Here is a 26,257-nt window from a genome sequence, read left to right as displayed (position 1 = left end):
CCGGGAGACAAGAATTACTTCTGCATTTCCTTATAGGTGCCGTCCGGTTCCCAGATGAACAACGAGAAGCTGGTGTCCTTGAGATCGCCCTTGCTATCCCAACTCTTTGGGCCGAGCACGGTCGGCACGGTGTGGGATTTGAGCCACTTGGCGAGCTTCATGCCGTCACTGGTCTTGGCGCCGTTCATGCTTTCGGCGATGGCTTGCAGCGAGGCATAGGCATACAGCGTGAAGCCGGCGGGATCGAATCCGGCATCCTTCATTTTCTTGACGACTGCTTGACTGGTGGGGATGTTGCGCGCCTCGCGGACCGAGGTCATGTAGGCGCCTTCGACGAACTGCGGGCCGCCGGCGGTGGTGACGATGGCCGGGTCCAGACTGCCGTCACCGGAGAGAAAGTTGACTTTCAAGCCCTGCTCGCGCAATTGCCGCAGCAACGGGCCGGCTTCGTTGTAAAGGCCGCCAAAATATACAGTGTCGGCACCCGATGCCTTGATCTTGGTCACCAAGGCGTTGAAATCCTTCTCGCCACGGGTCAGTCCCTCATACAGCACCACCCGGTCGTCGGCCTTCAATTCTTTCAGCCGATCGCGCATGGCGTCGGCGATACCTTGGCCGTAGGTGTCCTTATCATGCACCACGGCAATTTTCTTGGCCTTGAGTTTCTTGATGATGAAGTCGGCGGCCAGCGGCCCTTGCTGGTCGTCGCGTCCGCACATGCGGAACACGGTCGGTAGACCGCGCTCGGTGACTTTGGGATTGGTGGAGCCGGGGGTGATGACCAGGACGCCAGCGTCGGCGTAGACTTCGGAAGCCGGGATGGTCGAGGATGAACAGAAGTGGCCGACTACCGCCGCCACCTTGTCCTGGTCCAGGAGCCGGTTGGCGACCGCCGTTGCTTGTTTGGGTTCGCAGGCGTCGTCACCCTTGACCAGTTCGATCTGCTTGCCATTGATGCCGCCGGCGGCGTTGATGTCCTCGGCCGCCTGGCTGGCGCCGCGCCAGAATTGCTCGCCGAATGCTGCGTAGCCGCCAGTCATTGGACCGGCAACGCCGATCTTGATGGTCTCGGCGGCGCCAGCCAGGCCACTCAGGCTCAGTCCGCCAGCAAGGACCATGGACAACAGGCCACGCGGAAAGGAAGGAAAATCCATAAAAGCACTCCTTGAGGATGGGTTGAAAACGGATCTATGTGATTGGCGCCGCCAATTCGAAGTGAGTGGCGCCAAAGGGGCCGTAACATTGCTAGGCCCTTCTCTTAATTTTTATTGACATTGCCCGATCTTGCCAACTTTTGCAAAGATTGCCGTGCCCGCGCGGATCGCCACCCGCGCCTACGCGTCGGAAACCGGGACGGCCGCTCTATCTGGCGCCATCGGGAACCACTCGGCGACCCTCGGATCAAGGAAGTCGATCTGGGGGCTGGCGCCGGCCCGGGAAACAGGCACCAGCATTCCCGTCTTTCAACCGCCGCTTAGTTTGACACGATATCCTTTTCGAGGTCGCGCTCCAGCAACGCCTCGTAGATCGGTACATCCGGCCACCATTCGGCGATGACATAGGCCGAGAAGCAGGCGGTGAACAGCGGTAAAATCAAGGAATAGTTGCCGGTCATTTCGACGATCAGCACGATGCCGGTGAGCGGTGCGCGAACAATGGCGGTGAAATAGGCGGCCATGCCGGCGACCGCGACCGTCAGCGGTTCCGGCGCGACCAGCGGGAACCACTCGCGGCCCAGTTCGCCGATCCCCAGTCCCAGCAGGGCGCCGAGTACCAGCAGCGGCGCGAAGATGCCACCGGCCGCGCCGGTGCCGTAGCTGCCCATCGTCAGCAGGAAGCGCAAGCCAAACAGCAGGGCCAGTGTCCAGAGATCGATGTATTCGCGCCCGCTCAGAATCCGCTCCACCAGCGGCTGGCCGCCTCCGCAAATTTCCGGCATCCACCATCCGGTCAGGCCGATGATCACACCCCAGGAGATCCATTTACCCGCCAGCAGCCGTGGGTTTTGAGTATCGCCCAAGCGCTGGGTGGTCAACAACGCCCGGTTGAACAGGACGCCGAGAACGCCAGCCAGGATACCCAGAGCCAGAAATAGTGGCAGGCTGGCCAGATCGGGAATGGCGGTGACCGTTACGTGGAACACCGGATGCTGGCCCATGAGCCCACGCGAAAGCACATCGGCGGTCATGGAGGCGATGAGCGCGGCGAAGAACACCAGTGAAGTGAAGTTTCCTTGCAGTTCCTCCAGGACGAAGACCACGCCCGCCAGCGGCGCGTTGAAGATGGCGGACAACCCGGCACCGGCGCCGGCGGCGATCAGCGAGCGTTGTTCCAGGGTATCGCTGTGGGAGCGGCTGCCCAGCATCTGGCCTAGCGCGCCGCCCATTTGCACGGTGGGGCCTTCCCGCCCCAGGGTGAGGCCGCCGGTGACGCCGATCACCCCCCCGACGAATTTCACCCAGAGCACCCGGTGCCAGACCATCGAACGATACCCGAGCAAGACGCCCTTGAGGTGAGGAATGCCGCTACCGGCGGCGGCCGGGGCGAAGAACCGGACCAGCCAAACCGCCAGGCTGATGGTGACGACCGAAAACGCAATGGACAGGACGACTCCCCACCGGTCGAAACGGCTGGCAAAGTCGAGGAGAGACAGCCGCAGCGTGTCGCCGGCATCCATGGCTTTCGCGAAAGCCACCGCCATTAGGCCCGAAAGCACGCCGAGCAAGAGGGCGCGCGGCAACAGGCGCAGCCGTTGGCGATTCAGTTTCTCCATGCGCCGCTTGGCGCGGAGCAGATTGCCGCCGGGTTGGGAAAAATTCTGATCCGTTCGGGGAGTCATCGTTTAAGGGGAAGTAGGGCACCGGCGCTCGGCGCGAGTTTGCCCGCCGCAAAGCCGGTGTGTCGGAATGGTGACCGAGCGGCGTTTCAGAGGTAGTCGAACAAATCCAGTGGATAGCGCCTGCCGGCCAGATAATCATCGATGCAGCGCAGCACCATCGGACTACGCAACTTCGGCCCCAACGCCGCGATTTCATCCCGGTTCAACCAAAGCGCTCGTTGGATGCCATGATCCAGCGGCTGGTCGGGATGGTGGTGCAGGGCGGTGCCGGCAAAACAGGTACGGACGAAGGTATGGCCCTTGGGGTGGGTCCAGTAATACAGGCCAACGATGGCATCGACCCGGACTTCCCAGGCGGTTTCCTCCAGGGTCTCCCGGAGAGCCGCCGCCGCCAGCGTTTCGTGCTCGTCCAGGTGACCGGCGGGCTGGTTGTAGACCAGTTCCTCGCCGTCGGCGTATTCCTCCACCAGCAGAAAGCGTCCGTCGCGCTCGACGATGGTGGCAACGGTCAGACGCGGGCTCCATTCCGGGTTCATGCGGTCCCCTCTACGGCAATGGCTGGGCGATGGTGAAGGCCCCGCGCAGATCCCCTTCCTTGAAGCCGCGGGCGGTGTCGTTTGGGTACAGCGCTTTCAGCTTGGCGTCTACTTCGGGATCGAGTTTACCGCCATGACAGGCCAGGCATAGCGCGCCGGTGGGTATTGCTTTCATGTAGCGAAAGGTTTTCTGGCCCTGGTCGTCTTCGATGACCGCGAAGAATTCCAGCTTGTCGGCCGGCTCGCCCTGAGCCTTGCGGGCCTCGAACTGCTTAAGCACGGCGAGTTCCCAGTTGTCGGGCGCGTTGCCGGGGTTACGGATCTTGAGGCTGGTCCGGCCGACGATCATGTCCAGTTTCGAGCCAAGATCGGTCGCAATCTGGCCGGCCTGGTCGTGGCAGACCGTGATGCCGTTGGCCGGACCACCGGCCTTGATCGCCTCTTGCAGTGCTTCCTTCAACGCGCCACCAAACTGTCGCGCGGCGGCGCGGCTGGCTTTCACCTCGGCGCTGACATCCGGTTGCTCATCAGCGGCGGGCGGCGTTCGGGCGAAGGCAACGCCGGCCGCCAGCATTGCGCCAAGGACCAGAGTTGAAGAGTAGCGCATGCGGATTTCCTCATTTCGGTCAATACTTGACGGTCAGTATAAGTGAAATGCCCCGTTCTGGCGGACTTTTCCAGGTTTCGCCGCTCTAAAACGCCAGATGCGGATTGTCGACGAACCAGCAAGCGAGGTACACGATGGACCTGTCCCGGAAGAGCTGCACGCCCTGTCAAGGTGGAGTCTCCCCCCTTACACCCGGCGAAGCCGAAATTCTGTTGTCGCAAGCGCCCGGCTGGCGGTTGCTGGAAAATGGCACCCGGTTGGAACGGCGCTTCGAATTCAAGACCTTCGCCACCGCCCTGGCCTTCGTCAACCGGGTCGGCGACTTGGCCGAGAGCGAGGGGCATCATCCGGATATCAGCTTCGGCTGGGGGTACGCCAACATATTATTTTACACTCACAAGATTGGCGGCCTGCACGAAAACGACTTCATCATGGCCGCCAAGGTCAACGAGTTGTACACGGACGAATACTCAGCGGCTTGAAGGTTTCTCAGGGCAGGGCCGCCGCCACGCCGCGCAGCGCCGGATTGGCGGCGGTGATCACCCAGGTCGGGATCGCCGCCAGATACGCGCTGAACCGGCCCTTGGCCTCGAAGCGGCTCCGAAACGCCGACCGGTCGAAAAAATCGCCCAGGCGCGGCACGATACCGCCGCCGATATATACCCCACCCCGCGCGCCGAGCGTGATCGCCAGATTGCCCGCCGCCGTGCCCAGGGCCCCGCAGAACAGGTCCAGTACCTCTCTACTGTGTGGGCAAGTACCGGCCAAAGCGCGCTCGGTGAGGTCGGCGGGCGTCAGATTTTCCGCTGGCCAGCCTTCCAGTTCCGCCAGCGCCGTATAGAGATTCACCAGCCCCGGCCCGGACAGCAGCCGTTCCGGCGAGACGTGGCCGAACCGTCGGTGCAGAATTTGGTCGATGGCCCATTCCCGCTTGTCGGTTGGAGCGAAAGTGACGTGACCGCCTTCGGTCTGCAAGGGTAGCCAGCGATCGCCGGACCATACCAGGCCCGACACGCCCAGGCCGGTGCCGGCTCCGATCAAACCGATGGGCGCGCCGGCAATCGCCGTGCCGCCACCGACCGCTCGGCGTTCGTCCGCGCCCAGCAGCGGCAACGACAACGCGAAGGCGGTGAAGTCGTTCAGGATCAGCAATTGTTCCAATCCCAGCTCCCGTCGCGCGGTTTCCGTCGAAAACGACCAATGGCTGTTGGTAAATTGAACCCAGTCACCGGTGATCGGCGTGGCGACCGCGATGGCCGCCCGGGTCGGGCGCGGTCCCCCGGTTGCTTGCAGGTACGCCGTGGCGGCGGTGGTCAGACCGGCAAAGTCGATGCAGGCCAGGGTCTGCTCGGCGTACAGCCGCCGATGGGTGTCAACCCGGGCAAACCGGGCGTTGGTCCCGCCGATATCGGCGATCAGGTCATGAGGTCCAGTCGGGGATTCTTGCATCGCGGTCGTTCCGGGCGGTCGGGGAGAATGGAATGTCGATGATCGCTAGATTCTAGCAAGCCGGCGGAACCCGTGCCGCCGTGGTGCTTTTCGCGAGGGACGGATCGCCCGGTCGTTGTAATCCGCTTGTAAAATGCTGCATAGCCACATTAGAATAATTGAAATTACTGGTTGTGCAGTATGTTTCGCAATACGAAAATCGAGTGGGATTATCATGATTTCGCCGCGTCTTGCGGCAAGCTCGAGGCGTCTTTGTTACGACCGCTTCGCCTGACATTAAACCAAGCACATAACCCTCAAAGAGGATCAGCACATGGCGCACCTCAGCGTTGAGCAACTAAAGAAAGACTGGGCTGAAAATCCCCGCTGGAAGGGCATCACGCGCGGCTACACCGCCGAAGATGTCGTGCGGCTACGCGGCAACGTACCAGTCGAGTACAGCCTGGCGCAACGGGGCGCCGAGAAGCTGTGGCACCTGATCAACCACGAACCCTACGTTAACTGTCTGGGCGCGCTGACCGGTGGGCAGGCGATGCAGCAGGCCAAGGCCGGCATCAAGGCCATCTATCTGTCGGGTTGGCAGGTCGCCGCCGACAACAACAGCTACATGTCCATGTATCCCGACCAGTCGTTGTATCCGGTCAACTCGGTGCCGGCGGTGGTTGAGCGCATCAACAACACCTTCAAGCGCGCCGATGAAATCCAGTGCGCTCGGGGCATCGGTCCGGGCCACAAGGATTTCGTGGACTATTTCCTGCCCATCGTCGGCGATGCCGAAGCCGGGTTTGGCGGCGTGCTGAACGCCCATGAGTTGATGAAATCGATGATCCGCGCCGGCGCGGGCGGTGTCCATTTCGAGGATCAACTGGCCTCGGTCAAGAAGTGCGGCCACATGGGCGGCAAGGTGCTGGTACCGAGTCAGGAAGCGGTGCAGAAATTGGTCGCCGCCCGACTGGCGGCCGATGTGTACGGCGTGCCGACCATCATTCTGGCCCGCACCGACGCCGAAGCGGCTGACCTGCTGACCAGCGACTGCGATGAAAATGACAAGCCGTTCTGCACCGGCGAGCGCACCGTTGAGGGCTTCTACAAGACCAAGAAGGGTCTGGAGCAGGCGATTTCGCGCGGTCTGGCCTACGCGCCCTACGCCGATATGGTGTGGTGCGAGACCGGTACGCCGGATCTGAATTTCGCCAAGAAATTCGCCGAAGCGATCCGCGACCGCTTCCCCGGCAAGCTGCTGGCCTACAACTGCTCGCCTTCGTTCAACTGGAAGAAGAACCTGGACGATGCCACCATCGCCAAGTTCCAGCGCGAGCTGGGCGCGATGGGTTACAAGTATCAGTTCATCACCCTGGCCGGCATTCACAACATGTGGTACCACATGTTCGACTTGGCGCAGGACTATGTGAAACGCGGCATGTCCGCCTATGTCGAGAAGGTGCAGGAGCCCGAATTTGCCGCCCGCGACCGTGGCTACACCTTCGTATCCCACCAGCAGGAAGTGGGCACTGGCTACTTCGACGACATGACCACCGTGATTCAGGGTGGAGTCTCCTCGGTGACGGCCCTGACCGGCTCCACCGAAGAAGAGCAGTTCCACTGAGTGGGTCTGGTTCCGCCAGTCGCCGATGAGCGCTGACGGAACCCAGCGATGGACGACAACCCGGAGGCGAACCCTCCGGGTTTTTGTCTTGAAAACCGCGATAAAATGATGCCTGCCTATTTTTAACGAACGTCCCTCCCAGGAGTAGCCATGAAGCTGAACCTACCTGCTGGCGTACAAGTGAACGCCCCACTTCATCCCCGTTTCGACGAGGTTCTCACTCACGACGCCCTGGCGCTGGTGGCCAAGCTGCATCGCGCCTTCGAGTCGCGCCGCCAAGAGTTATTGAAAGCCCGTGTTGAGCGTCAGGCCCGGATCGATGCCGGCGAAATGCCCGACTTTCTGGCGGAAACACAGCACATCCGTGAGGGCGACTGGAAGGTTGCGTCGTTGCCCAAGGCGCTGGAGTGCCGCCGCACCGAAATCACCGGTCCGGTCGAGCGCAAGATGATCATCAATGCCTATAATTCCGGCGCCGATTCCTACATGACCGACTTCGAGGATTCCAACAGCCCCAACTGGTACAACCAGATTCAGGGTCAGGTGAATCTGGTCGATGCGATCCGCCGCAAACTCAGCTTCCTCAATGAAGTGGGCAAGGAATACAAACTCAACGACCGGATCGCTACCCTGCAAATCCGGCCACGCGGCTGGCACTTGGATGAGAAACATGTGACGGTCGATGGCCAGCGCGTTTCCGGCGGCATTTTCGATTTTGGTCTGGTGTTTTTCCACAACGCCAAGGAGCAGATCGCTCGCGGCGCCGGCCCGTTCTATTACCTGCCGAAGATGGAGAGCCACCTCGAAGCGCGGCTGTGGAACGACATCTTCGTGATGGCGCAAAACGAGTTGGGCATTCCGCGGGGGACCATCAAGGCCACCGTACTGGTCGAAACCATTCTTGCCACCTTCGAGATGGAAGAGATTCTGTACGAACTACGCGAGCATTCCGCTGGCCTGAACGCCGGGCGCTGGGACTATATTTTCTCCTGCATCAAGAAATTCAAGAAAAACAAAAACTTTTGTCTAGCCAATCGCGGTGCGATCACCATGGAAGTGCCGTTCATGCGCTCCTATGCGCTGCAATTGGTCAAAATCTGTCACAAACGCGGCGCGCCGGCGATGGGCGGCATGTCGGCGCTGATCCCGATCAAGGACGATCCGGTCGCCAACGAGAAAGCGCTGGCCGGTATCCGCCACGACAAGACCCGCGACGCCAACGACGGTTTCGACGGTGGTTGGGTGGCGCATCCCGGTCTGGTACCCATCGCCCACGAGGAATTCGTCAAGGTGCTGGGCGACAAGCCGAATCAGTGGGAAAAGCAGCGGGACGAGGTATTCACGGCCAAGCATTTCCTGGACTTCCAACCCGAGCAGCCCATCACCGAGGTCGGTCTGCGCAACAACATCAACGTCGGCATCCACTACTTGGGCTCCTGGCTGGCCGGCAACGGCTGCGTGCCGATCCATAATCTGATGGAGGACGCCGCCACCGCCGAGATTTCCCGCTCGCAGGTGTGGCAGTGGGTGGTCAGCCCGAAGGGTGTCCTGGACGATGGTCGCAAGGTTACCGCCGAGCTGGTCCAGGGCCTCATTCCCGAGGAACTGGCCAAGGTAAAAGCCACCGTCACCGCCCAGGGCGAAGATACCGCGACCTACGAGCAGGCGGCCGGTATTTTCGAGAAAATGAGTCTGTCGCCGGACTACCCCGAGTTCCTGACCCTGCCGTTGTACGAAGCAATGGATTGATCTGATCCATACTCTCCTCGATGAGTGGTGGTTGACTCAGGAGCGGAAATCCCCCAACCCCCTTTTGCAGGGGGGCGCCGTGTCAGCGGCGGGGGGATCGATCTCGGCGCTCCACGCGTCCACCACTCAAAGAGGGTTGCTACAGCCAGCCGTTCGATCAGCGCCTTTGAGGCGCTCATCCAATTAAAGGCTCGGCATTGTCGGCGGTCCTGTAACGCCGGCGATGCGCCACAGCACGCCTCAATCCACCAAGAGCCAGTTGCGCACCACCGCGATTTGGTCGTCGGCCATCAGCGCCGGGGCGTGGCCCATGCCGGGAAATTCGATCAATTTCGCCTTGGGGCCGCGCTCGGTCATGGCGACGGCGTCCGAGTGCTCCAGCACATCGGAATGTTCGCCGCGCAAGACCAGGGTCGGGCAGTGAATGGCGTCCCACATCGACCACAGGTCGATATCCTTCAAATCCAGCGTCTTGAAGTTTTTAGCGATACCGGGATCGTAGGCGAACGTGTAGCGGCCGTCTTCCAATTGCCGGGCGCTGTGGATCGTCATGTGTCGCCACTGTTCGTCGCTTAGATTGCCGAAGGTGGCGGCGATGGCGCGCAGGAATTTTTCCATCTTTTCGATGCTGTCGAAGGCCATTAGCTGGCCGACGTAGGCGGCGACCCGTTGCAAGCCAGCGGCGGGAATGCGCGGGCCGATGTCGTTGATCACCATCTTGTGGATCGGCGAACCGGCGTAGCTGGCCAGGAAGATGCCGATCAGCCCGCCCATCGAGGTGCCGATCCAGTCGATCCGTTCGGCGTCGATCCGCGCCAGCAGCATGGCGATGTCGTTGACGTAGAGCGGATAGGTGTAATCGCTTTTGTCGTTCAGCCAGTCGCTTTGGCCGCGGCCGACCACATCCGGGCAGATCACCCGATATTCATGTTCCAGCGCGGCGGCCAGAAAATCGAAATCGCGGCCGGTGCGGGTCAGGCCATGGACGCAGATCAATACCTTGGGGTTGTCGGGGTCGCCCCATTCGGTGTAGTGAACGCGGTGGAAACCGTGCGGGCCGAGTGCGCGGTGGCTGCGGGATTTCATCGCCATGGACCATTCTCCTGAGTCGAATCCCGCCATTATCCGGCAAGCGGCCAAGGGTGGCTATAATCGCCGTGTTGACCACCGAATGGAGGATACCGGCATGGCCACTTTACACCACACCGAAAGCGGCCAGGGCGAGCCGCTGATGCTGCTGCACAGCGGCGGGATGAGTGGGGCGGAATGGACACCGCAAATCCCGCTGTTCGCCCGCCATTTTCGGGTTGTCGTGCCCGATCATCTCGGTCACGGCCGCAGTCCGATGGTCGCCGAGAAGCTGATCGTCGGCGACATGGGCCGGGCGGTGCTGGAGTTGATGGACGAACTGGCATTGCCATGGGCTCATCTGGTCGGGTCTTCGCTGGGTGGGGCGGTGGCGCTGTGGCTCGCCATCCACCATCCCGAACGGGTGAGCAAGCTGGTGCTGTATCGGGTGGGCTACCGCAAGGACGAGCATACTCATGCCGGCACTCGCGGCATGGCCGATCCGGCCTACTGGCGCGGGGTCGGCATGCACAAATGGCTGAGCGATATCCACCAGCCGCAGGGTGGACCGGATGCCTGGGAGGCGGTGATCGGCCGGGTGTCGGAGGCATTGGAGCCGGCTACCACCGACCACGCGCACGATCTGGAGATTCTGGAGCGCATGGCACAGCCAACCTTGCTCGTGGTCGGCGACCGTGACCCGGTGGCGCCGCTGGAGCAGATTCTGGAGATGTTCGGCGCGATTCCCAACTGTGGGTTGTGGGTGATGCCGTATGCCACTCATGTGACCGCCGGCAACACTTGGCGCGCGGAGTCGTTCGCGCTGGAGGTGACGCGGTTTTTGCAACGACAAAAGTAGGTCGGTCCCGGGTGAATCATTGGCACCCATACGAATTCACCGGTGATCGGGTGGGCAATGGAGAGGGCAAGGCAATGCGTGATCGATTGAAAATGTTGCCGATGCTGGTGGCGCTGGCGGTGATTTCGCCGGCTTGGGCTGGCCCGTATGAAGCAGTATTCGGGTATGTCCAGCAGATGCTGGCGCGGTCGGCGGAAAATGATACGGAAGGGATGAACGCGGCGCTGCGGCAACTGGAGAGCGTGCCCCGGCCGGCGCGCCAGAACGTCAAGGAGGCTCGCGCTCTGAACGGGCAGGGTCTGGACGCATTGCGGCGGAACGATTTTTCGGCCGCCCTGGACGCTTTCCAGCAAGCCCAGCAGGCCGATCCCGCCGATGCCGAGATCAGCGGCAACCTCGGTTATATCCAACTGAAGCTCGGCCAGTTCAAGCGCGCCGAGCACCAATTGGTGTATGCGCTCTCGCTGGCGCCGGAGCGGGCATCCACATGGTTCAATCTGGGGCAGGTGTATGGGGCGCTGGGCGAGATTGACAAGGCGACCGGGGCGTTCGCCAACACCTACCGTTATTCCCGTGATGCTCCAAAAACCAGGGAATTCATGACGCAGGCGGTGCTGGCGCCGGAGAACGACGAGGCGACCCGCACGGCATTGCGGCGGGCGCTGCAATTACTGGGGTTGTCGCAATAATGGGTTCTCGCGGGGTCGCTACGGTCCGAGCGCCGCGTTCAGGCAAGAGTGGATGAAGCGGGCCACGACCGGCTTGCTCCGAAAGATGCCGTAATGCCCCTCGCAGAGAATGTCTGTGTTCAGCGCCAGCAGCCGTTCCAGCGAGGCCAGGTAGTCGGTGCGATTGGAGCGCAGGCGGACCGGGTCCAGCGGCCCGTGTACGTCTTGGGCGAATATAATCTGTTTGCCCTCGGATTCGACCAGGTAGGCTAGCGAACCGGGGGAGTGACCGGGGATGTGCAAGGCGGTAATGGCGCGCCCGCCCAGCGACAGTGTCTGACGCAGCCCGTGCAAGGGGTGGTCCACCGGGCAGGGGTGCAGGTGGGCGGCGTACCAGTCGGCCGCCGTGACTTCATCGTCGCCGCTTTCCAGAAAAACGGCATCCAGTTCGTGGGCGACCACCGGGCAATCCAGGTATTTCCGCAAGTTGTGGGCGCCGCCGGCGTGGTCATAATGGCAGTGGGTGAGCAGCAGGTATTCGATTTGCGCGGGGAGCACGCCGACCATGGCGAGATGGTCGAGCAGGCGTGCTTGCTCGCGGCCTCCGCCGGCGTCCACCAGCGCCGCATGACCATCGAAGTTGATCAGATAGATGGCCGCGTCTTCGGGCGCGGTCAGGCCGTATCCGCCCACCTGATAAATTTCGGAGGTGATGGCGATGGGTTCGAGCTGCATGGCGAAGGGGACTCAAGTGGGTTCGAATCCAACATAGGCTATGGTCGCGGTGCTGTCTACTTGTATCGATTGTGGGAAGGTATTCTCAGGAAAGTGCGCCGAATTCGACCGGCCGCGCGCCGCGGGCCAGTTTGTCGAGCACCCCGTTGATAAAGCGATGTCCCTGTTCGGCGCCGAATACCTTGGCCAGTTCCACTGCTTCGTTGAGAACGATCCGGTAGGGGATGTCCGAGCGCAGCATCAGTTCGTAAGCACCGATGCGCAGGATGGCGCGCTCCACCGGGTCCACCTGCGCCAGGGGTCGGTCCAACAACGGTTCCAGGGCGGTATCGATCTCCGCGATCCGTGCCGGAATTTGGTGGACCAGTTCCCGAAAATAGGCGGTATCGGCTTTTTGCAAGTCTTCTTCCGCCAGAAAGTGGGCTTCGATCTGGCCGGGGGTCTGCTCGGTCAATTGCCACTGATAGAGCGCCTGTACGGCACAGCGCCGCGCCCAACTGCGTTTGCCGGGCTGGTTTTTCCGAACTGGAGCACCCATGGTTCAGCCTTCCAACCGCCGCAGCAGACTGACCATCTCCAGCATGGCCATCGCCGCCTCGGCGCCTTTGTTGCCCGCCTTGGTACCCGCTCGCTCCACCGCCTGATCGATGGTGTCGACGGTAAGCACGCCGAAGCCGACCGGAATATCGTATTCCAGCGAAACGCTGGCCAGCCCCTTGACGCACTCGCCGGCGACGTACTCGAAATGCGGGGTGCCGCCGCGGATCACCGCGCCCAGCGCGACGATGCCGTCGTAGTGTTCGCTGGCGGCCAGCTTTTGCACGGCCAGTGGCAGTTCGAAGGAACCGGGGGTCCAGATCAGGTCGATGGCGGTTTCGGGGACGCCGTGCCGGCATAGGGTGTCCACCGCGCCATTGATCAGGCTCTGTACGATGAAACTGTTGAACCGCGACGCCACCAGCGCGAAGCGGGCGTCCTGGAGCGGGGTGAAGTCGCCTTCAATGATGTTGATGTGGTGCATGGCGGGGATTCCGTAACGATGCGCGATACAAAAACTCCCCTCTCCCTGTGGAAGAGGGGCCGGGATTGAGGGCGTCTTTCAAGCGTTTGACGCGCCAGAGGCTAGGCGAAAACGCTCCTAGGGAAAAGGCGTTCAGGCGACGTATTCCACGACTTCCAGGTTAAAGCCCGACAGCCCGCTGATACGTTTGGGCGCGCTGAGCACCCGCATCCGCCGCACGCCGATGTCGAGCAGAATCTGGGCGCCGATGCCGTAGGTGCGCAGCTCGGCGGACTGATCGGGCGGGCGCACGGTCTCGCTGGTACCGAACTGGTAGCCACGCATGCGCCGGATCAGGGCCGCCGGCTCTTCGAGGTGGCTCAGAAACACCAGCACGCCGGCCGGTTCTTCCGCCACTCGCCGCAGGGCATCGCGCAGGGGCCAACTGTTTTCCGACAGCCGGATCGCCAACAGGTCGCTCAGAAAGTTCTGCACATGGACCCGGACCAGAACCGGTTGCTCGGGATCGATATCACCCCTGACCAGGGCAAAATGTACCTGCCGGCTGACCACATCCTGATAGGTCAGCACGCGGAACGGGCCAAATTCGGTGGCCATGACCGTATCCGCGACCCGCTCCACGGTCTTTTCGTTCTGCATCCGGTAGCGGATCAGCGCGGCGATGGTGCCGATCTTGACCTCGTGTTGGGCGGCGAAGGCTTCCAGGTCGGGCCGCCGCGCCATGCTGCCATCCTCGTTGAGGATTTCGACGATGACCGCCGCCGGTTCCAGCCCGGCCAGCCGGGTTAAATCGCAGCCGGCTTCGGTATGGCCGGCGCGGGTCAATACTCCGCCGGGCTGGGCCATCAGCGGGAAGATGTGGCCGGGTTGGACCAGATCCTCGGGCCGGGCGTCGGGTCGGACGGCGGTGCGGATGGTATGGGCGCGGTCGTAGGCGGAAATGCCGGTGGTAACGCCTTGCGCGGCTTCGATGGAAACGGTGAAGTTGGTGAAGTAGGGGGTGGCGTTGTCCTGCACCATCAGCGGCAGGCGCAGTTGCTGGCAGCGTTCGCGGGTCAGGGTCAGACAGATCAGGCCGCGGCCGTAGCGGGCCATGAAATTGATGTCCTCGGGCCGGACCATCGAGGCGGCCATCAGCAGGTCGCCTTCGTTTTCCCGGTCCTCGTCGTCCATGACGATGACCATTTTGCCCTGCCGCAGGTCGGTGAGGAGCTCGTCAATGGTGTTAAGTGCCATGCTTATATCCAGAAGCCGTTTTCGCGCAGCAGCGCCTCGGTGACTCCGCCGCCCTCTGGTTGCGCGGCGCGCTCGCCCAGCAGCAGCCGTTCCAGATAACGGGCGATCAGATCCACTTCCAGGTTGACCCGTCGGCCGGTCTGAAAATCGGCGAGGGTGGTTTCCGCCAGGGTATGCGGGACGATGTTGAGTTCGAAGGCCGCGCCATCCACCCGGTTGACGGTGAGGCTGATGCCGTCGATGCAGATCGAGCCCTTTTCGGCGATATAGCGGGCCAATGTGTCCGGGGCCTGGATGCGCAACCGCCAGGAGCGGCCGTCGGGACGCCATTCGGTCACCGTGCCGATGCCGTCCACATGGCCACTGACCAGGTGGCCGCCGAGCCGGGTGCTGGGGGTCAGGGCCTTTTCCAAATTAACCTTCATGCCGGGCGCTTTTGCGCCGAGGGTGGTGAGTTCCAGGGTCTCGCGCGAGGCGTCGGCCCAGAAGCCGTCGCCGGGCAGTTCGATGGCGGTCAGACAAACGCCACTGACGGCGATGCTGTCGCCGAGTTGTACGTCGTTCAAGTCCAGCTTGCCGGTGGCGACGCGCAGGCGGACGTCGCCGCCACGGGGTTGCAGAGCGGTGAGGGTTCCGACTGCGGCGATGATGCCGGTGAACATGATGACGTTACCTCGATCAGGCCGTGAGAGCCCCGGTTACGACGGATTTCAGGGTGTGGGCAGACCAAACTACCGCGGCCGTAGCGTCAGCCGCCAGTCCCTCCCCACCGCCCGCGTTTCGACCATTTCCAACTCCGTGCGCTCGTTCATCCCTATCATTTCCGGCAATTGAAACAGCCCACGCGCCTTGTCGCCCAGCAACAGCGGGGCCATGTACAGCACCAGTTCATCCATCAGTTTTTCCTGCAACAACGCGCCGGCCAGGGTCGGACCGCATTCGACATGGATTTCGTTGCACTCGCGGCGGGCCAGCTCCGCCATCACGGCGTGCAGGTTGAGACCGCCTTCGGCGCGGGGCGCGACCACGATTTCCGCGCCGGCCGCTCGCAGGGGCGCATGCAACGCCGCATCGGCGACGGCGGTGAAAATCAGCACCGAACCGGGCAACCGCAAGATCCGGGCGGTGGGCGGCGTGCGCAGTGTACTGTCGAGAATCACTCGCAGTGGCTGGCGCGTGGTTTCCGACAGACGAACATTCAGGTTGGGGTCGTCGGCCAGCAGGGTTCCAATGCCGGTCAGGATCGCCGAACCGCGCGCCCGTAATCTTTGCACGTCCTGTCGCGCCGCTTCGCCGGTCAGCCATTGACTGTCGCCGGAGGCCAGCGCGGTACGCCCGTCCAGGCTCATCGCCAGCTTGACGCGGACAAAGGGGCGACCCTGGGTCATGCGCTGGATAAAGCCGGGGTTCAGTGCCCGCGCCTCGGGTTCCAACAACCCGCAATCCACGGCCATGCCGGCATCCCGCAATTGCTTCAGACCCTTGCCGGCCACTTGCGGATTCGGGTCGGGCATCGCCGCCACCATCCGGGTGATGCCGGCCCGGAGCAGCGCGTCGGTGCAGGGGGGAGTGCGGCCGTGATGGCAGCATGGTTCCAGGGTCACATAGGCGGTGGCGCCGCGCGCCCGGCCGCCGGCCGCCTCCAGGGCGATTACCTCGGCGTGGGCCTCGCCGGCGCGTTGGTGCCAGCCCTCGCCGACGATTTCCCCACTTTCGACCAGAACGCAGCCGACCCGCGGGTTGGGATCGGTGCCGTACAGGCCGCGCCGGGCCAGCGTCAGGGCGCGCGCCATGTGGCGATAATCGTCGGGGGACATTACTCGGAATCCGCTGCGCCGGGAGGGATCTGCAGCCGTTCGATTTCTTCGCGAAAGGCGTTTACGTCCTCGAAGCTGCGATAAACCGAGGCGAAGCGGACATAGGCCACCGGGTCCAGACCGCGCAATTCCTCCATCACCCATTCGCCGATCCGCCGGCTGCTCAACTCCCGTTCTCCTCCGGCGCGGGCACGGTTTTTGATGCGCAGCAGGGTCTCCTCGATGCGTTCGGTGCCGACTGGCCGCTTTTCCAGCGCTCGCAACAAGCCGGAGCGCAATTTTTCCTCCAGAAACGGTTCGCGGCGGCCGTCGCGCTTGACCACCGCCGGCATCAGCAGCTCCGCGATCTCGTGGGTGGTGAAGCGGGAGTTGCAGCGAACGCATTCGCGGCGGCGGCGCACCTTGTCTCCTTCCGCCGATAGTCGCGAGTCAATCACCCGGGTATCGGGCGTGCCGCAGAACGGGCAATGCACCGCCGCCGTCTCGCGTGGAACGCGCGATCAGCCGTAGACCGGGAACTTGGCGCACAGCTCGGCGACTTGGCCGCGCACCCGCTCGATCATCGCTTCGTGGTCGAGATCGTCGAGAATGTCGCACATCCAGCCGGTCAGTTCGCGGCATTCCCGTTCCTTGAATCCTCGGGTCGTGATGGCTGGCGAGCCGATGCGGATGCCGCTGGTCACAAACGGCGATTGCGGGTCGTTGGGCACGGCGTTCTTGTTGACGGTGATCCAGGCCCGGCCCAGCGCGGCGTCGGCGGCCTTGCCGGTCAGGCCCCGGGCGATCAGGCTGACCAGGAACAGGTGGTTGTCGGTGCCACCGGAGACGACCTCATAACCGCGTTCGATGAAGGTTCCGGCCATGGCGCGGGCGTTGGTGACCACCTGTTTTTGGTACTCGACAAATTCCGGTTGCAGCGCTTCCAACAGGGCGACCGCCTTGGCGGCGATGACATGCATCAGCGGGCCACCCTGAGTACCGGGGAACACCAGCGAGTTGAGCTTCTTTTCGATCCCGGGATTGGCGCGCGCCAGGATCAGGCCGCCGCGCGGGCCGCGTAGCGTCTTGTGAGTGGTGGTGGTGACCACGTCGGCGATGGCAATGGGGCTGGGATAAACACCTGCCGCCACCAGTCCGGCGACATGCGCCATGTCCACGAACAGATAGGCGCCGATCCGGTCGGCGATGGCACGAAATCGCTGCCAGTCCACCACTCGCGAATAGGCCGAGAAACCGGCCACGATCATTTTGGGCTTACATTCCAGCGCCAGCCGTTCGACCTGATCGTAGTCGATCTCGCCGGTGGCCTCGTTCAGGCCGTATTGCACCGCCTGGTACAGCCGACCGGAGAAGTTGACCTTGGCGCCGTGGGTGAGATGGCCGCCGTGGGCCAGGCTCATGCCCAGCACGACCTCGCCCGGCTCCAGCAGCGCCATGTAGACGGCGGCATTGGCCTGGGAACCGGAATGGGGCTGGGCGTTGGCGTAATCGGCGTGGAACAGTTGCTTGGCGCGGTCGATCGCCAGTTGTTCGGCGATGTCCACGAACTCGCAGCCACCATAGTAGCGCTTGCCCGGATAGCCTTCGGCGTATTTGTTGGTCAGCACCGAACCTTGGGCTTCCAGCACCCGGGGGCTGGCGTAGTTTTCCGAGGCGATCAGTTCGATGTGGTCTTCCTGCCGCTGTTTCTCACCCCGCAGGGCGGCCCACAACTCATTGTCAAACCCGGCGATCCGCATCTCTCGACTGAACATTCGCAACCTCTGCAAAAACGGGCGCCCGCTGCTTCGGAAGAAAGCGCGGGCGGGCTGTGGAAAGCTGCCAATGATACCCGATGTGGCCGGCGGATGGCAGGAGATTCGCCGGCGAGGGTGGCGGACGCGGGCCGAAGCGGTCAGCGCATCGGGGTTTCCAGGAAGGAATCCACCACGGCGGTCCAGGCCTTGGCGACGTTGCGTAGCTCGTAGCCGCCACCACCGACGGCGAGAATGCGGCCTTCGGCGAATTCCTCGGCGATCTGGCACAAGCTCCGGGCGGCGCGGCTGTGGGCGCGGGCGGTGTAGTGCAGGTGGGCCAGCGGATCGCCGTCCAGCCCATCGGCGCCGCAGTTCATGATCACGAACTGCGGCTCCCACTGGCGTAGAAACCCTTCGACCTTGTCCCACATCATCATGAAATCATCGTCGGCCGATAGCGGCAGCAGTGGGATATTGAGCTTGCGACCCTTGGCCGGACCCTTGCCGACTTCATGCGAAAAGCCGCTCTGCGGGAAGTTGTAGCGGCCATCCTCGTGAATATCGGCGAAGATGACGGTCGGATCGGACTCGAAGGGATAAAACACCCCGTCGCCGTGATGCGCGTCGATATCGACATAGGCAATGCGCTCCAGGCCATATTCCTGTTGCAGGATCTTGATGGCCACGCCAGCGTCGTTGAACACGCAAAAACCGGAAGCGGTATCGGGCATGCTGTGGTGCAGGCCGGCGATGGGCACGAAGGCGCGCCGGACCTCGTTGGCCATGATTTTGCGAGTGGCGTCGATCACCGTGCCGACCACCACCGCGGCGTCCTCGAATACGCCCTTGTAGGCCGGAGTGTCGCCGTAATCCAGCAAGCCTTCCCCCACCTCGGAATAGATCTTGACCTTCTCGACGTAGTTGGATGTGTGGAACAGTTTGATCTGCTCCTCGGTGGCCATGGCGGGAGGCAACACGCGCACCTGGTAGTCGAAGTGGCGGATGAGCATCTCATCCCAAAAGGCATGAATGCGGTCTTCCCCGAATGGGTGGTCTTCGAACCCGTAGCGGCCCAGTTCTTCACCGGTGTACACAGCCACCGTTCTGCTTCGCGCCATTACTCTTGATCCTCGTTGGGGGCGGTCGGTTTGCAGTGCGGTATCATAGCCGAACTTGACATGAATATGACGCCCGGTTAGCCGAAATGCGGCCGAGGGCGGGCCGCCATATCCATTCCCGTTTCCATCAGGAGAGCCAATGTCCCCAAACGCACGGCAAGGGCAGGACATTTTTCCGCGCGATCGCCAGCCGACGGTCCGCATTTTGGCGATGCCGGCCCATACCAATCCCAACGGCAATATCTTCGGTGGCTGGATCATGGCGCAAATGGATATTGCCGGTAGCGTGGTGGCGGTCGAGTACGTCGGTGGCCGGGTGGCGACCGTGGCGGTGACCTCGATGGAATTTCACAAGCCGGTATTCGTCGGCGATCTGGTGAGCTGTTTCGCCCGGATTCAGAAAGTCGGCTCGACCTCGATCACCGTCAAGGTGGAGGTGTTTGTCCAGCGTGCTCGCGATGGCCAGCTGCTGGCGGACCAGGTGACCGAGGCGGTCATTGTCTATGTAGCCGTCAACGACGACGGCTCGCCGCGCAAGCTGCCGGAGCGGGGACCGGATTTCCAGCAATATTGGTGAGCCGATCCTCAGTCCGGGTCGGTCGCGCCGTAGCCGCCGCCGCCCGGTGTTTCGATCGCGAACACATCTCCGGTCTGTACGGCCACCCGCGCCGTGCCGGGTAATTCCTCGATCTTCCCATTCGCGTGTTCCACCGCATTGCGTCCGACCCGGCCCGGCATGCCGCCGCGCAGGCCGTAGGGTGCGATCCGGCGGTGGCCGGACAGGATCGCGGCGGTCATCGGTTCCAGAAAACGAATGCGGCGGATAACCCCGTCGCCGCCGCGCCAGTGGCCCGCGCCGCCGCTGCCCGCGCGGATGGCGAATTTCTCCACTCGTACCGGGAACCGCCATTCCAGGACTTCCGGATCGGTCAGCCGGGAGTTGGTCATGTGGGTATGCACCGCCGAGGCACCGTCGAAACCCGGTCCGGCGCCGGCGCCACCGCAGATCGTTTCGTAGTACTGATACTGGTCGTTGCCGAAAGTGAAATTGTTCATCGTGCCCTGAGCGGCGGCCATCACCCCCAGCGCCCCATACAGTGCATCCACCACGCATTGCGAGGTTTCCACGTTGCCCGCCACCACCGCCGCCGGCGGGCGGGGATCAAGCAGGCAGCCGGGCGGGATCACGATCTCCAGCGGCCGCAGGCAGCCGGCGTTGAGCGGAATGTCATCATCCACCAGGGTGCGGAACACGTACAGCACCGCCGCCAGACATACCGCGCGCGGGGCGTTGAAATTGTTGGGTTGTTGTGGCGAGGTGCCGGTGAAGTCGATACGAGCGGTTCGCCGGGCACGGTCCAGGCGGATGGCGACCCGAATCACCGCGCCATTGTCCATCTCACAGGCGAACGCGCCGTCGCTCAGCCGATCCAGGGCCCGCCGTACCTGTTCGGCGGCGTTGTCCTGGACGTGGCGCATGTAGGCGTGGACCGTGTCCGAACCGAAGTGCGCCACCATCCGCCGCAGTTCCCGCACGCCCTTTTTATTGGCGGCGATCTGTGCCTGTAGGTCAGCCAGATTCTGGCGGACGTTGCGAACTGGCCAAGGCCCGGCGGTGAGCCGTTCCAGCAGTTCCCGTTCGCAAAACCGGTCACCGCTTACCAGTTGCACGTTGTCCAGCAGTACCCCTTCCTGTTCGATGTTGACGCTATCCGGCGGCATCGAACCGGGCGTGATGCCACCGATGTCGGCGTGATGGCCGCGCGAAGCGACGTAGAACAGGACCTCTCGTCCGGCGGCGTCGAACACAGGGGTGATAACCGTTACGTCCGGCAGGTGGGTGCCGCCCTGATAGGGCGCGTTGGTCGCGTACACGTCGCCGGGCTGGAAGCGACCGTGGTGGGCCTTGATGATGGCCTGGACCGCCTCGCCCATCGAGCCCAGATGCACCGGAATATGCGGGGCGTTGGCGATGAGCTGGCCGTCCCGGTCGAACAGCGCGCAGGAAAAATCCAGCCGCTCCTTGATGTTGACCGAATGGGCGGTGTTGGCCAGGGTGACGCCCATCTGTTCGGCGATGGCCATGAACAGGTTGTTGAACACCTCCAGCATGATCGGATCGACGGCCGTGCCGACCGCGACCCGCTGGGGGCGGGGCTGGTGGCGGGTCAGCACCAAATCGTCGTGCCCGCCGACCTCGGCTTGCCAGCCCGGTTCGATCAGAGTCGTTGCCCCGGCTTCGCCGAGGATCGCCGGGCCGACGATGCGGTCACCGGGCCGCAGGTCCTCGCGCCGGTAGAGCGGCGCGGCCTGCTCGGCCCCGATGAGATGTAGGGCAACCGTCGCGGCTGGCGCCAGCGGTTCGTCGCGCGGTGTGTTCGGCGCGTTCGGCGTGTTCGCTTCGCCCATGCCCACGCCGAAGCCGCCGCCGATGATCTCGACCTGCGCCGCTTCCACGATCAGCGTCTTGTCGGGAAGGGTGAAACCGAAGCGCCGCCGGTGGGCGTCGGCGAAGCGCGTCGCCAATTGGCCCGGATCTCCGGCGGCGACGAGCAGAGCGGTATCGCTGCCGGCGTAGCGCAGGCGGGTGGAGCGAATGGCTTGAATGGACTCGGCGGGAACGTCCTGGGTCTGCATCGCTGTCCGACCGGCCCGTTCCAATTCACTGAACGTGCGCTCCAGTACCGGCGCCAGATCGGCCGCCAGCGGGGCTTCGACCGCGCGTTCCTTCAGCAGGCGGGCGTCGGCCAGACCCATGCCGTAGGCTGACAGCATCCCGGCCAGCGGATGAATGAAAATGACCGGCATCCCCAGCGCGTCGGCCACCGCGCAGGCGTGCTGGCCACCGGCGCCGCCAAAGCAGCACAGGGTGTATTCGGTGACGTCGTAGCCGCGTTGGGTCGAGATCTGCTTGATGGCATTGGCCATGTTCTCGACGGCGATCCTGAGAAAGCCCTCGGCCAGTTCCGCCGGGGTGTAGCGCGTGCCGCTGGCGGCTTCGATTTCGGCGGCCAGCGCGGCGAACCGGTGCGCGACCGTGTTCCGGTCCAGCGGCTGATCCTGGTCAGGGCCGAAGACCTTGGGGAAAAACGCCGGCTGAATCCGTCCCAGCAGCAGGTTGCAGTCGGTCACGGTCAGCGGTCCGCCCCGCCGGTAGCCGGCCGGTCCCGGATTGGCGCCGGCCGATTCCGGCCCCACCCGCAAGCGGCCACCGTCGAAACGGCAGATCGAGCCGCCGCCGGCCGCCACGGTGTGGATGTGCAGCATCGGTGCCCGCAGCCGTACCCCGGCCACCAGGGTTTCGAAAGCGCGTTCGTACTCGCCGGCGTAGTGGGCGACATCGGTGGAGGTGCCGCCCATGTCGAAGGTGATGATCCGCTCGAAACCGGCGCGGGCGGCGGTGCGCGCCGCGCCGACGATGCCGCCGGCCGGACCGGACAGGATACTGTCCTTGCCGCGGAAATGGCGGGCGTCGGCCAGGCCGCCGTGGGATTGCATGAACAGCAGGCGCACACCGCTCAGTTCGCTGGCGACCCGGTCGATGTAGCGGCGCAGGATCGGCGACAGATAGGCGTCCGCCACCGTGGTGTCGCCGCGCCCGACCAGCTTCATCAGCGGGCTGACCTCGTGCGACACCGAAATCTGGGTGAAACCGATGCGCCGGGCCAGCGCCGCCGCCAGCCGCTCGTGCTCCGGGAAGCGATAGCCGTGCAGGAACACGATGGCGACGGCGCGGATGCCGGCGCGCCAGGCATCCTCCAGTGGGCGGCGGGCGCTGTCGGGATCGAACGGGGCGAGCACTTCCCCCTGGGCCGACACCCGCTCGCGCACTTCGGCGACCCGCTCGTACAGCAGCTCCGGCAGCACGATTTGGCGGGCGAACAGTTTCGGCCGGTTTTGATAGGCGATGCGCAAGGCGTCGCGGAAACCCCGGGTGATCAGCAGCAGGGTGCGGTCGCCCTTGCGTTCCAACAGCGCGTTGGTGGCGACGGTGGTGCCCATTTTCACCGCCGCGATCCGTTCGGCGGGGATCGGTTGATCCGGCGGAACGCCCAGTAAATCGCGGATGCCCCGCAAGGCGGCATCGGGATAATGCTCGGGATTGTCCGATAACAGTTTGTGCGCCACCAGCCGGCCATCGGGACGCCGCGCGACCACGTCGGTAAAGGTACCGCCCCGGTCGATCCAGAATTGCCAGCGGGCGGAGGGGGAGGAAGGGGGTGCGGTCATGGGGAATATTCCAGTGGACGGACGTCTAAGCCGCATGATTCATGAAAGAGCGAAACCCGGTTAATCCGATATGGCGCCCGGGCATCATTCTATTCAAGATTCCCTGGCTTTTCCCACCGTTGATCGGGCCAGGATCGCCAATGGCATCGTGCCTCGCTCTTCATGATTGATAATTTCATTCCACTATCGTTATACCCATTCTGAATAGGTGTTCGTCATTCCCGCGAATGCGGGAATCCAGGCCGCCGCCGAAAAACGGGAGATCCGCGTTCCCCGCGTTCGCGAGGACGGGCAGGACGAACAGGGTGGTTTTTGGCCTCCGAAAAGAACAAAACCGATCGGGAAACGGTATTATATGGCGGCGCTCACTCGGAGACGCTCGCTCATGACATTGCGTTTTATCCCTCTGCTGGCGGGCCTGGTGCTCGCCGTTTCCAGCTTGACGGCCCAGGCCGGCGAGCTTCAGGTGGCGGTCGCCGCCAATTTCACCGCGCCGATGCGGAAAATCGCCGCCGAATTCGAGAAGGACACCGGACATAAAGCCCTGCTTGCTTTTGGCGCGACCGGTAAGCTCTACGCGCAAATCAAGAACGGCGCGCCGTTCCAGGTTTTTCTCGCCGCCGATGACACAACCCCGGCCAAGCTGGAAGCCGAAGGCGATACCGTGCCCGGCAGCCGTTTCACCTACGCCATCGGTACGCTGGTGCTGTGGTCCGCTCAGCCGGGTTTTGTGGATAATCAGGGCGGGGTGTTGAAAAAAGGCCCATTCAAGCATCTGGCCATGACCAATCCCAAGACCGCTCCTTACGGCGCGGCGGCGGTGGCCACCCTGATGAAACTCGGGCTGCTCGATGCCCTCCAGTCGAAGTTCGTGACTGGCGAAAACGTCTCGCAAACTTATCAATTCGTTGTTACCGGCAATGCGGAATTGGGTTTTATTGCGCTGTCGCAGGTCATGATCGACGGTCAGTTGAGCGGTGGTTCCACCTGGATCGTCCCCGCCGACCTGCATGAAGCGATTCGGCAGGATGCGGCGATTCTCGCCAAGGGCAAGGACCAGCCGGCGGCCTTGGCGCTGGTCGAGTACCTTAAGAGCGAAAAGGCCAAAGCCATCATCCGGTCCCACGGTTACGATCTCTGAGGAAACCCGCGGGTGCTGAGCGATGCTAATTTTGCCGCGGTCTGGTTGACCCTCAAGCTGGCCACGATCACCACGGTGATTCTGCTGATCGTGGGGACTCCCATCGCCTGGTGGCTGGCCCGCACCCGTTCAAAATGGAAAGGCGTCATCGGCGCGGTCGTGGCGCTGCCGCTGGTACTGCCGCCCACGGTACTGGGTTTCTACCTGCTCATTGTCTTGGGGCCGCATGGCCCGGTCGGTCAACTGACCCAGTCCCTGGGATGGGGCGTGCTGCCCTTTACCTTCGCCGGGCTGGTGGTGGCCTCGGTGCTCTATTCCATGCCGTTTGTGGTTCAGCCCTTGCAGCAGGCGTTTGAGGCGATCGGCGCTCGGCCGCTGGAAGTGGCGGCCACCCTGCGCGCCAGTCCGTGGGATGCGTTTTTCACCGTGGTGTTGCCGCTGGCCAAACCGGGTTTCATCACCGCTTCGATCCTTGGTTTTGCCCACACGGTCGGGGAATTCGGCGTGGTGCTGATGATCGGTGGCAACATTCCGGAAAAGACCCGGGTGGTATCGGTACAAATCTACGATCACGTCGAAGCGCTGGAATATGCCGAGGCGCATGTGCTGGCCGGCGGCATGTTGCTCTTCAGTTTTCTGGTGCTGCTGGTTCTTTACTCCCGCAAGGGGACGAGCGCTTGGAAATGATATCCGACGAGGCGATCCATGCCCGCTTTCGGGTAATCTGGCCGGGGTTTACCCTGGATGTCGAGCTGTGCCTGCCCGGTCGCGGCGTCACCGCGCTGTTCGGGCATTCCGGCTCGGGCAAGACCACCTTGCTGCGCTGCCTGGCCGGACTGGAGCGGCAAAGTGTCGGCGCGCTGAAGTTCAAGGGCGAGGTCTGGCAGGACGACGCGCGCGGCATTTGCCGGCCCACCCATCGCCGGCCACTGGGTTATGTGTTCCAGGAAGCCAGCCTGTTTCCACATCTGTCGGTGCGGAAGAATCTGGACTACGGGCGAAAGCGGGTGAACGGCGGGCATAAGGTATCGCTGGATCAGGCGGTGGAATTGCTGGGCATTGGACATCTGCTCGACCGGATGCCCGACCGGCTTTCCGGGGGCGAGCGCCAGCGGGTCGCCATCGCCCGCGCACTGGCGACCAGCCCGGAACTGTTGCTGATGGACGAACCGCTGGCCGCGCTGGATCTGAAACGGAAAAGCGAAATCCTGCCCTATCTGGAGCGTCTGCACGACGAGTTGGAAATTCCGGTGTTCTACGTCAGCCACGTACCCGATGAAATAGCCCGACTGGCGGATCATGTGGTGCTGCTGGCCGAAGGCCGCGTGGTGGCCGCGGGTGGCTTGCGAGAGACTCTGGCGCGACTTGATCTACCGACCGCCTTTACCGAAGATGCCGGGGTGGTCATCGAGGCGGTGGTGGCGGACCATAATGAAGTCTACCACTTGACCCGGCTGGATTTTACCGGGGGCAGCGTGGTGGTTGCCCGCCGCCCGGAGGCGCTGGGGCGCCGGCTGCGGTTCCGCGTTCATGCCCGCGACGTGAGCCTGTCGCTCACCCGCGCCGAAGGGACCAGCATCGCCAACCTGTTACCCGCCACCGTGACCGAGGTAGCCGATGCCGATACGCCGGCCCATGTGCTGGTTCAGATGGATGCCGGCGGCACAGCTCTCATCGCCCGTATCACCCGCTACTCCCTCGATCATCTGGGCGTGACGCCCGGTAGAGCGCTGTGGGCGCAGATCAAGGCAGTGGCGCTGCTGGGTTGAATCGATACGGGTGCAAGGCAAGTCCTCGCTTTGATCCGCCCAATCTGAAAGCTGCCCAAAAGGATGACTGACC

25 protein-coding genes are annotated in these 26,257 nt (G+C 63.2%); 9 read left to right on the top strand and 16 right to left on the bottom strand.

What is annotated here, in order from left to right; genetic code table 11:
• Nucleotides 1–14: 14 nt before the first annotated feature.
• From IPM89_07395 to IPM89_07380, 4 genes are all read right to left on the bottom strand, one after another.
• Nucleotides 15–1,154 (bottom strand): branched-chain amino acid ABC transporter substrate-binding protein, encoded by a 1,140-nt coding sequence (locus IPM89_07395; GenBank protein ID QQS55595.1) that lies wholly within the window; start codon nt 1,152–1,154, stop codon nt 15–17.
• Nucleotides 1,155–1,474: 320 nt separating this feature from the next.
• Nucleotides 1,475–2,773, bottom strand: coding sequence for a H(+)/Cl(-) exchange transporter ClcA (clcA, locus tag IPM89_07390; protein ID QQS55594.1), 1,299 nt, complete (start codon nt 2,771–2,773; stop codon nt 1,475–1,477).
• Between the two features lie 152 nt (nt 2,774–2,925).
• Nucleotides 2,926–3,375: an NUDIX hydrolase gene (locus tag IPM89_07385; protein ID QQS55593.1), complete on the bottom strand. Its 450-nt coding sequence runs from the start codon at nt 3,373–3,375 to the stop codon at nt 2,926–2,928.
• Nucleotides 3,376–3,385: 10 nt separating this feature from the next.
• Entirely contained in the window at nt 3,386–3,982 is a 597-nt protein-coding gene (locus IPM89_07380) for a DUF3365 domain-containing protein (protein ID QQS55592.1), read from the bottom strand.
• 134 nt (nt 3,983–4,116) lie between these two features.
• Here IPM89_07380 and IPM89_07375 point away from each other — a divergent pair, with 134 nt between their 5' ends.
• Nucleotides 4,117–4,464: a 4a-hydroxytetrahydrobiopterin dehydratase gene (locus tag IPM89_07375; GenBank protein QQS55591.1), complete on the top strand. Its 348-nt coding sequence runs from the start codon at nt 4,117–4,119 to the stop codon at nt 4,462–4,464.
• Between the two features lie 7 nt (nt 4,465–4,471).
• Here the strand turns inward: IPM89_07375 and IPM89_07370 are convergent, their stop codons facing one another.
• Nucleotides 4,472–5,431: a glucokinase gene (locus tag IPM89_07370; GenBank protein QQS55590.1), complete on the bottom strand. Its 960-nt coding sequence runs from the start codon at nt 5,429–5,431 to the stop codon at nt 4,472–4,474.
• A 313-nt stretch (nt 5,432–5,744) separates the two neighbouring features.
• Here IPM89_07370 and aceA point away from each other — a divergent pair, with 313 nt between their 5' ends.
• A complete protein-coding gene (aceA, locus tag IPM89_07365) occupies nt 5,745–7,037 on the top strand; it encodes an isocitrate lyase (protein QQS55589.1) in 1,293 nt (430 codons plus the stop codon).
• A gap of 150 nt (nt 7,038–7,187) precedes the next feature.
• The gene (locus IPM89_07360) at nt 7,188–8,786 is read left to right on the top strand and encodes a malate synthase A (GenBank protein QQS55588.1); all 1,599 of its coding nucleotides are present in this window, start codon (nt 7,188–7,190) and stop codon (nt 8,784–8,786) included.
• Between the two features lie 240 nt (nt 8,787–9,026).
• On the opposite strand, the gene IPM89_07355 is transcribed toward IPM89_07360, so the two are convergent.
• On the bottom strand, nt 9,027–9,872 hold the full coding sequence (locus tag IPM89_07355) for an alpha/beta hydrolase (GenBank protein ID QQS55831.1): 846 nt from the start codon (nt 9,870–9,872) through the stop codon (nt 9,027–9,029).
• 100 nt (nt 9,873–9,972) lie between these two features.
• Between IPM89_07355 and IPM89_07350 the strand changes: the two genes are divergently transcribed.
• Nucleotides 9,973–10,713: an alpha/beta fold hydrolase gene (locus IPM89_07350; GenBank protein ID QQS55587.1), complete on the top strand. Its 741-nt coding sequence runs from the start codon at nt 9,973–9,975 to the stop codon at nt 10,711–10,713.
• Between the two features lie 74 nt (nt 10,714–10,787).
• Complete coding sequence (locus IPM89_07345; GenBank protein QQS55586.1) at nt 10,788–11,402, top strand: tetratricopeptide repeat protein; 615 nt, start codon at nt 10,788–10,790, stop codon at nt 11,400–11,402.
• Between the two features lie 18 nt (nt 11,403–11,420).
• On the opposite strand, the gene IPM89_07340 is transcribed toward IPM89_07345, so the two are convergent.
• The 9 genes from IPM89_07340 to IPM89_07300 all read right to left on the bottom strand — a co-directional run bounded on the left by IPM89_07340 (nt 11,421) and on the right by IPM89_07300 (nt 19,044).
• Nucleotides 11,421–12,116 carry an MBL fold metallo-hydrolase gene (locus IPM89_07340; protein QQS55585.1) on the bottom strand — a complete coding sequence of 232 codons (696 nt, stop codon included), beginning with the start codon at nt 12,114–12,116 and terminating at the stop codon, nt 11,421–11,423.
• Nucleotides 12,117–12,201: 85 nt separating this feature from the next.
• Nucleotides 12,202–12,654, bottom strand: a complete 453-nt coding sequence (gene nusB, locus IPM89_07335) for a transcription antitermination factor NusB (GenBank protein QQS55584.1) — start codon at nt 12,652–12,654, stop codon at nt 12,202–12,204.
• Between the two features lie 3 nt (nt 12,655–12,657).
• The gene (gene ribE / locus IPM89_07330; GenBank protein QQS55583.1) at nt 12,658–13,137 is read right to left on the bottom strand and encodes a 6,7-dimethyl-8-ribityllumazine synthase; all 480 of its coding nucleotides are present in this window, start codon (nt 13,135–13,137) and stop codon (nt 12,658–12,660) included.
• A 132-nt stretch (nt 13,138–13,269) separates the two neighbouring features.
• On the bottom strand, nt 13,270–14,373 hold the full coding sequence (gene ribB / locus IPM89_07325) for a 3,4-dihydroxy-2-butanone-4-phosphate synthase (GenBank protein ID QQS55582.1): 1,104 nt from the start codon (nt 14,371–14,373) through the stop codon (nt 13,270–13,272).
• Nucleotides 14,374–14,375: 2 nt separating this feature from the next.
• The gene (locus IPM89_07320) at nt 14,376–15,035 is read right to left on the bottom strand and encodes a riboflavin synthase (protein ID QQS55581.1); all 660 of its coding nucleotides are present in this window, start codon (nt 15,033–15,035) and stop codon (nt 14,376–14,378) included.
• A 69-nt stretch (nt 15,036–15,104) separates the two neighbouring features.
• A complete protein-coding gene (gene ribD / locus IPM89_07315) occupies nt 15,105–16,190 on the bottom strand; it encodes a bifunctional diaminohydroxyphosphoribosylaminopyrimidine deaminase/5-amino-6-(5-phosphoribosylamino)uracil reductase RibD (protein QQS55580.1) in 1,086 nt (361 codons plus the stop codon).
• On the bottom strand, nt 16,190–16,663 hold the full coding sequence (gene nrdR, locus IPM89_07310; GenBank protein ID QQS55579.1) for a transcriptional regulator NrdR: 474 nt from the start codon (nt 16,661–16,663) through the stop codon (nt 16,190–16,192). The genes ribD and nrdR overlap by 1 nt, the downstream gene beginning before the upstream one ends.
• Before the next feature lie 27 nt (nt 16,664–16,690).
• Nucleotides 16,691–17,944 (bottom strand): serine hydroxymethyltransferase, encoded by a 1,254-nt coding sequence (locus tag IPM89_07305; GenBank protein QQS55578.1) that lies wholly within the window; start codon nt 17,942–17,944, stop codon nt 16,691–16,693.
• Between the two features lie 140 nt (nt 17,945–18,084).
• Nucleotides 18,085–19,044, bottom strand: a complete 960-nt coding sequence (locus IPM89_07300) for an acetoin utilization protein AcuC (protein ID QQS55577.1) — start codon at nt 19,042–19,044, stop codon at nt 18,085–18,087.
• Between the two features lie 139 nt (nt 19,045–19,183).
• On the opposite strand from IPM89_07300, the gene IPM89_07295 reads away from it, so the two are divergent.
• Complete coding sequence (locus tag IPM89_07295) at nt 19,184–19,621, top strand: acyl-CoA thioesterase (GenBank protein QQS55576.1); 438 nt, start codon at nt 19,184–19,186, stop codon at nt 19,619–19,621.
• 8 nt (nt 19,622–19,629) lie between these two features.
• Here the strand turns inward: IPM89_07295 and IPM89_07290 are convergent, their stop codons facing one another.
• On the bottom strand, nt 19,630–23,274 hold the full coding sequence (locus tag IPM89_07290; GenBank protein QQS55575.1) for a hydantoinase B/oxoprolinase family protein: 3,645 nt from the start codon (nt 23,272–23,274) through the stop codon (nt 19,630–19,632).
• 385 nt (nt 23,275–23,659) lie between these two features.
• Between IPM89_07290 and modA the strand changes: the two genes are divergently transcribed.
• Genes modA through modC form a run of 3 tightly spaced genes read left to right on the top strand, consistent with a single transcriptional unit; the run spans nt 23,660 to nt 26,184 of the window.
• Nucleotides 23,660–24,415: a molybdate ABC transporter substrate-binding protein gene (gene modA / locus IPM89_07285; GenBank protein ID QQS55574.1), complete on the top strand. Its 756-nt coding sequence runs from the start codon at nt 23,660–23,662 to the stop codon at nt 24,413–24,415.
• A 12-nt stretch (nt 24,416–24,427) separates the two neighbouring features.
• Nucleotides 24,428–25,102: a molybdate ABC transporter permease subunit gene (gene modB, locus IPM89_07280; protein ID QQS55573.1), complete on the top strand. Its 675-nt coding sequence runs from the start codon at nt 24,428–24,430 to the stop codon at nt 25,100–25,102.
• Nucleotides 25,099–26,184: a molybdenum ABC transporter ATP-binding protein gene (gene modC, locus IPM89_07275; GenBank protein ID QQS55830.1), complete on the top strand. Its 1,086-nt coding sequence runs from the start codon at nt 25,099–25,101 to the stop codon at nt 26,182–26,184. Before modB ends, modC begins: the two co-directional genes overlap by 4 nt.
• The last annotated feature ends 73 nt before the right edge of the window (nt 26,185–26,257 follow it).

The organism is Candidatus Competibacteraceae bacterium (genome assembly GCA_016699715.1).
GTDB lineage: Bacteria > Pseudomonadota > Gammaproteobacteria > Competibacterales > Competibacteraceae > Competibacter.
This window is presented reverse-complemented; position numbering and strand designations above follow the sequence as displayed.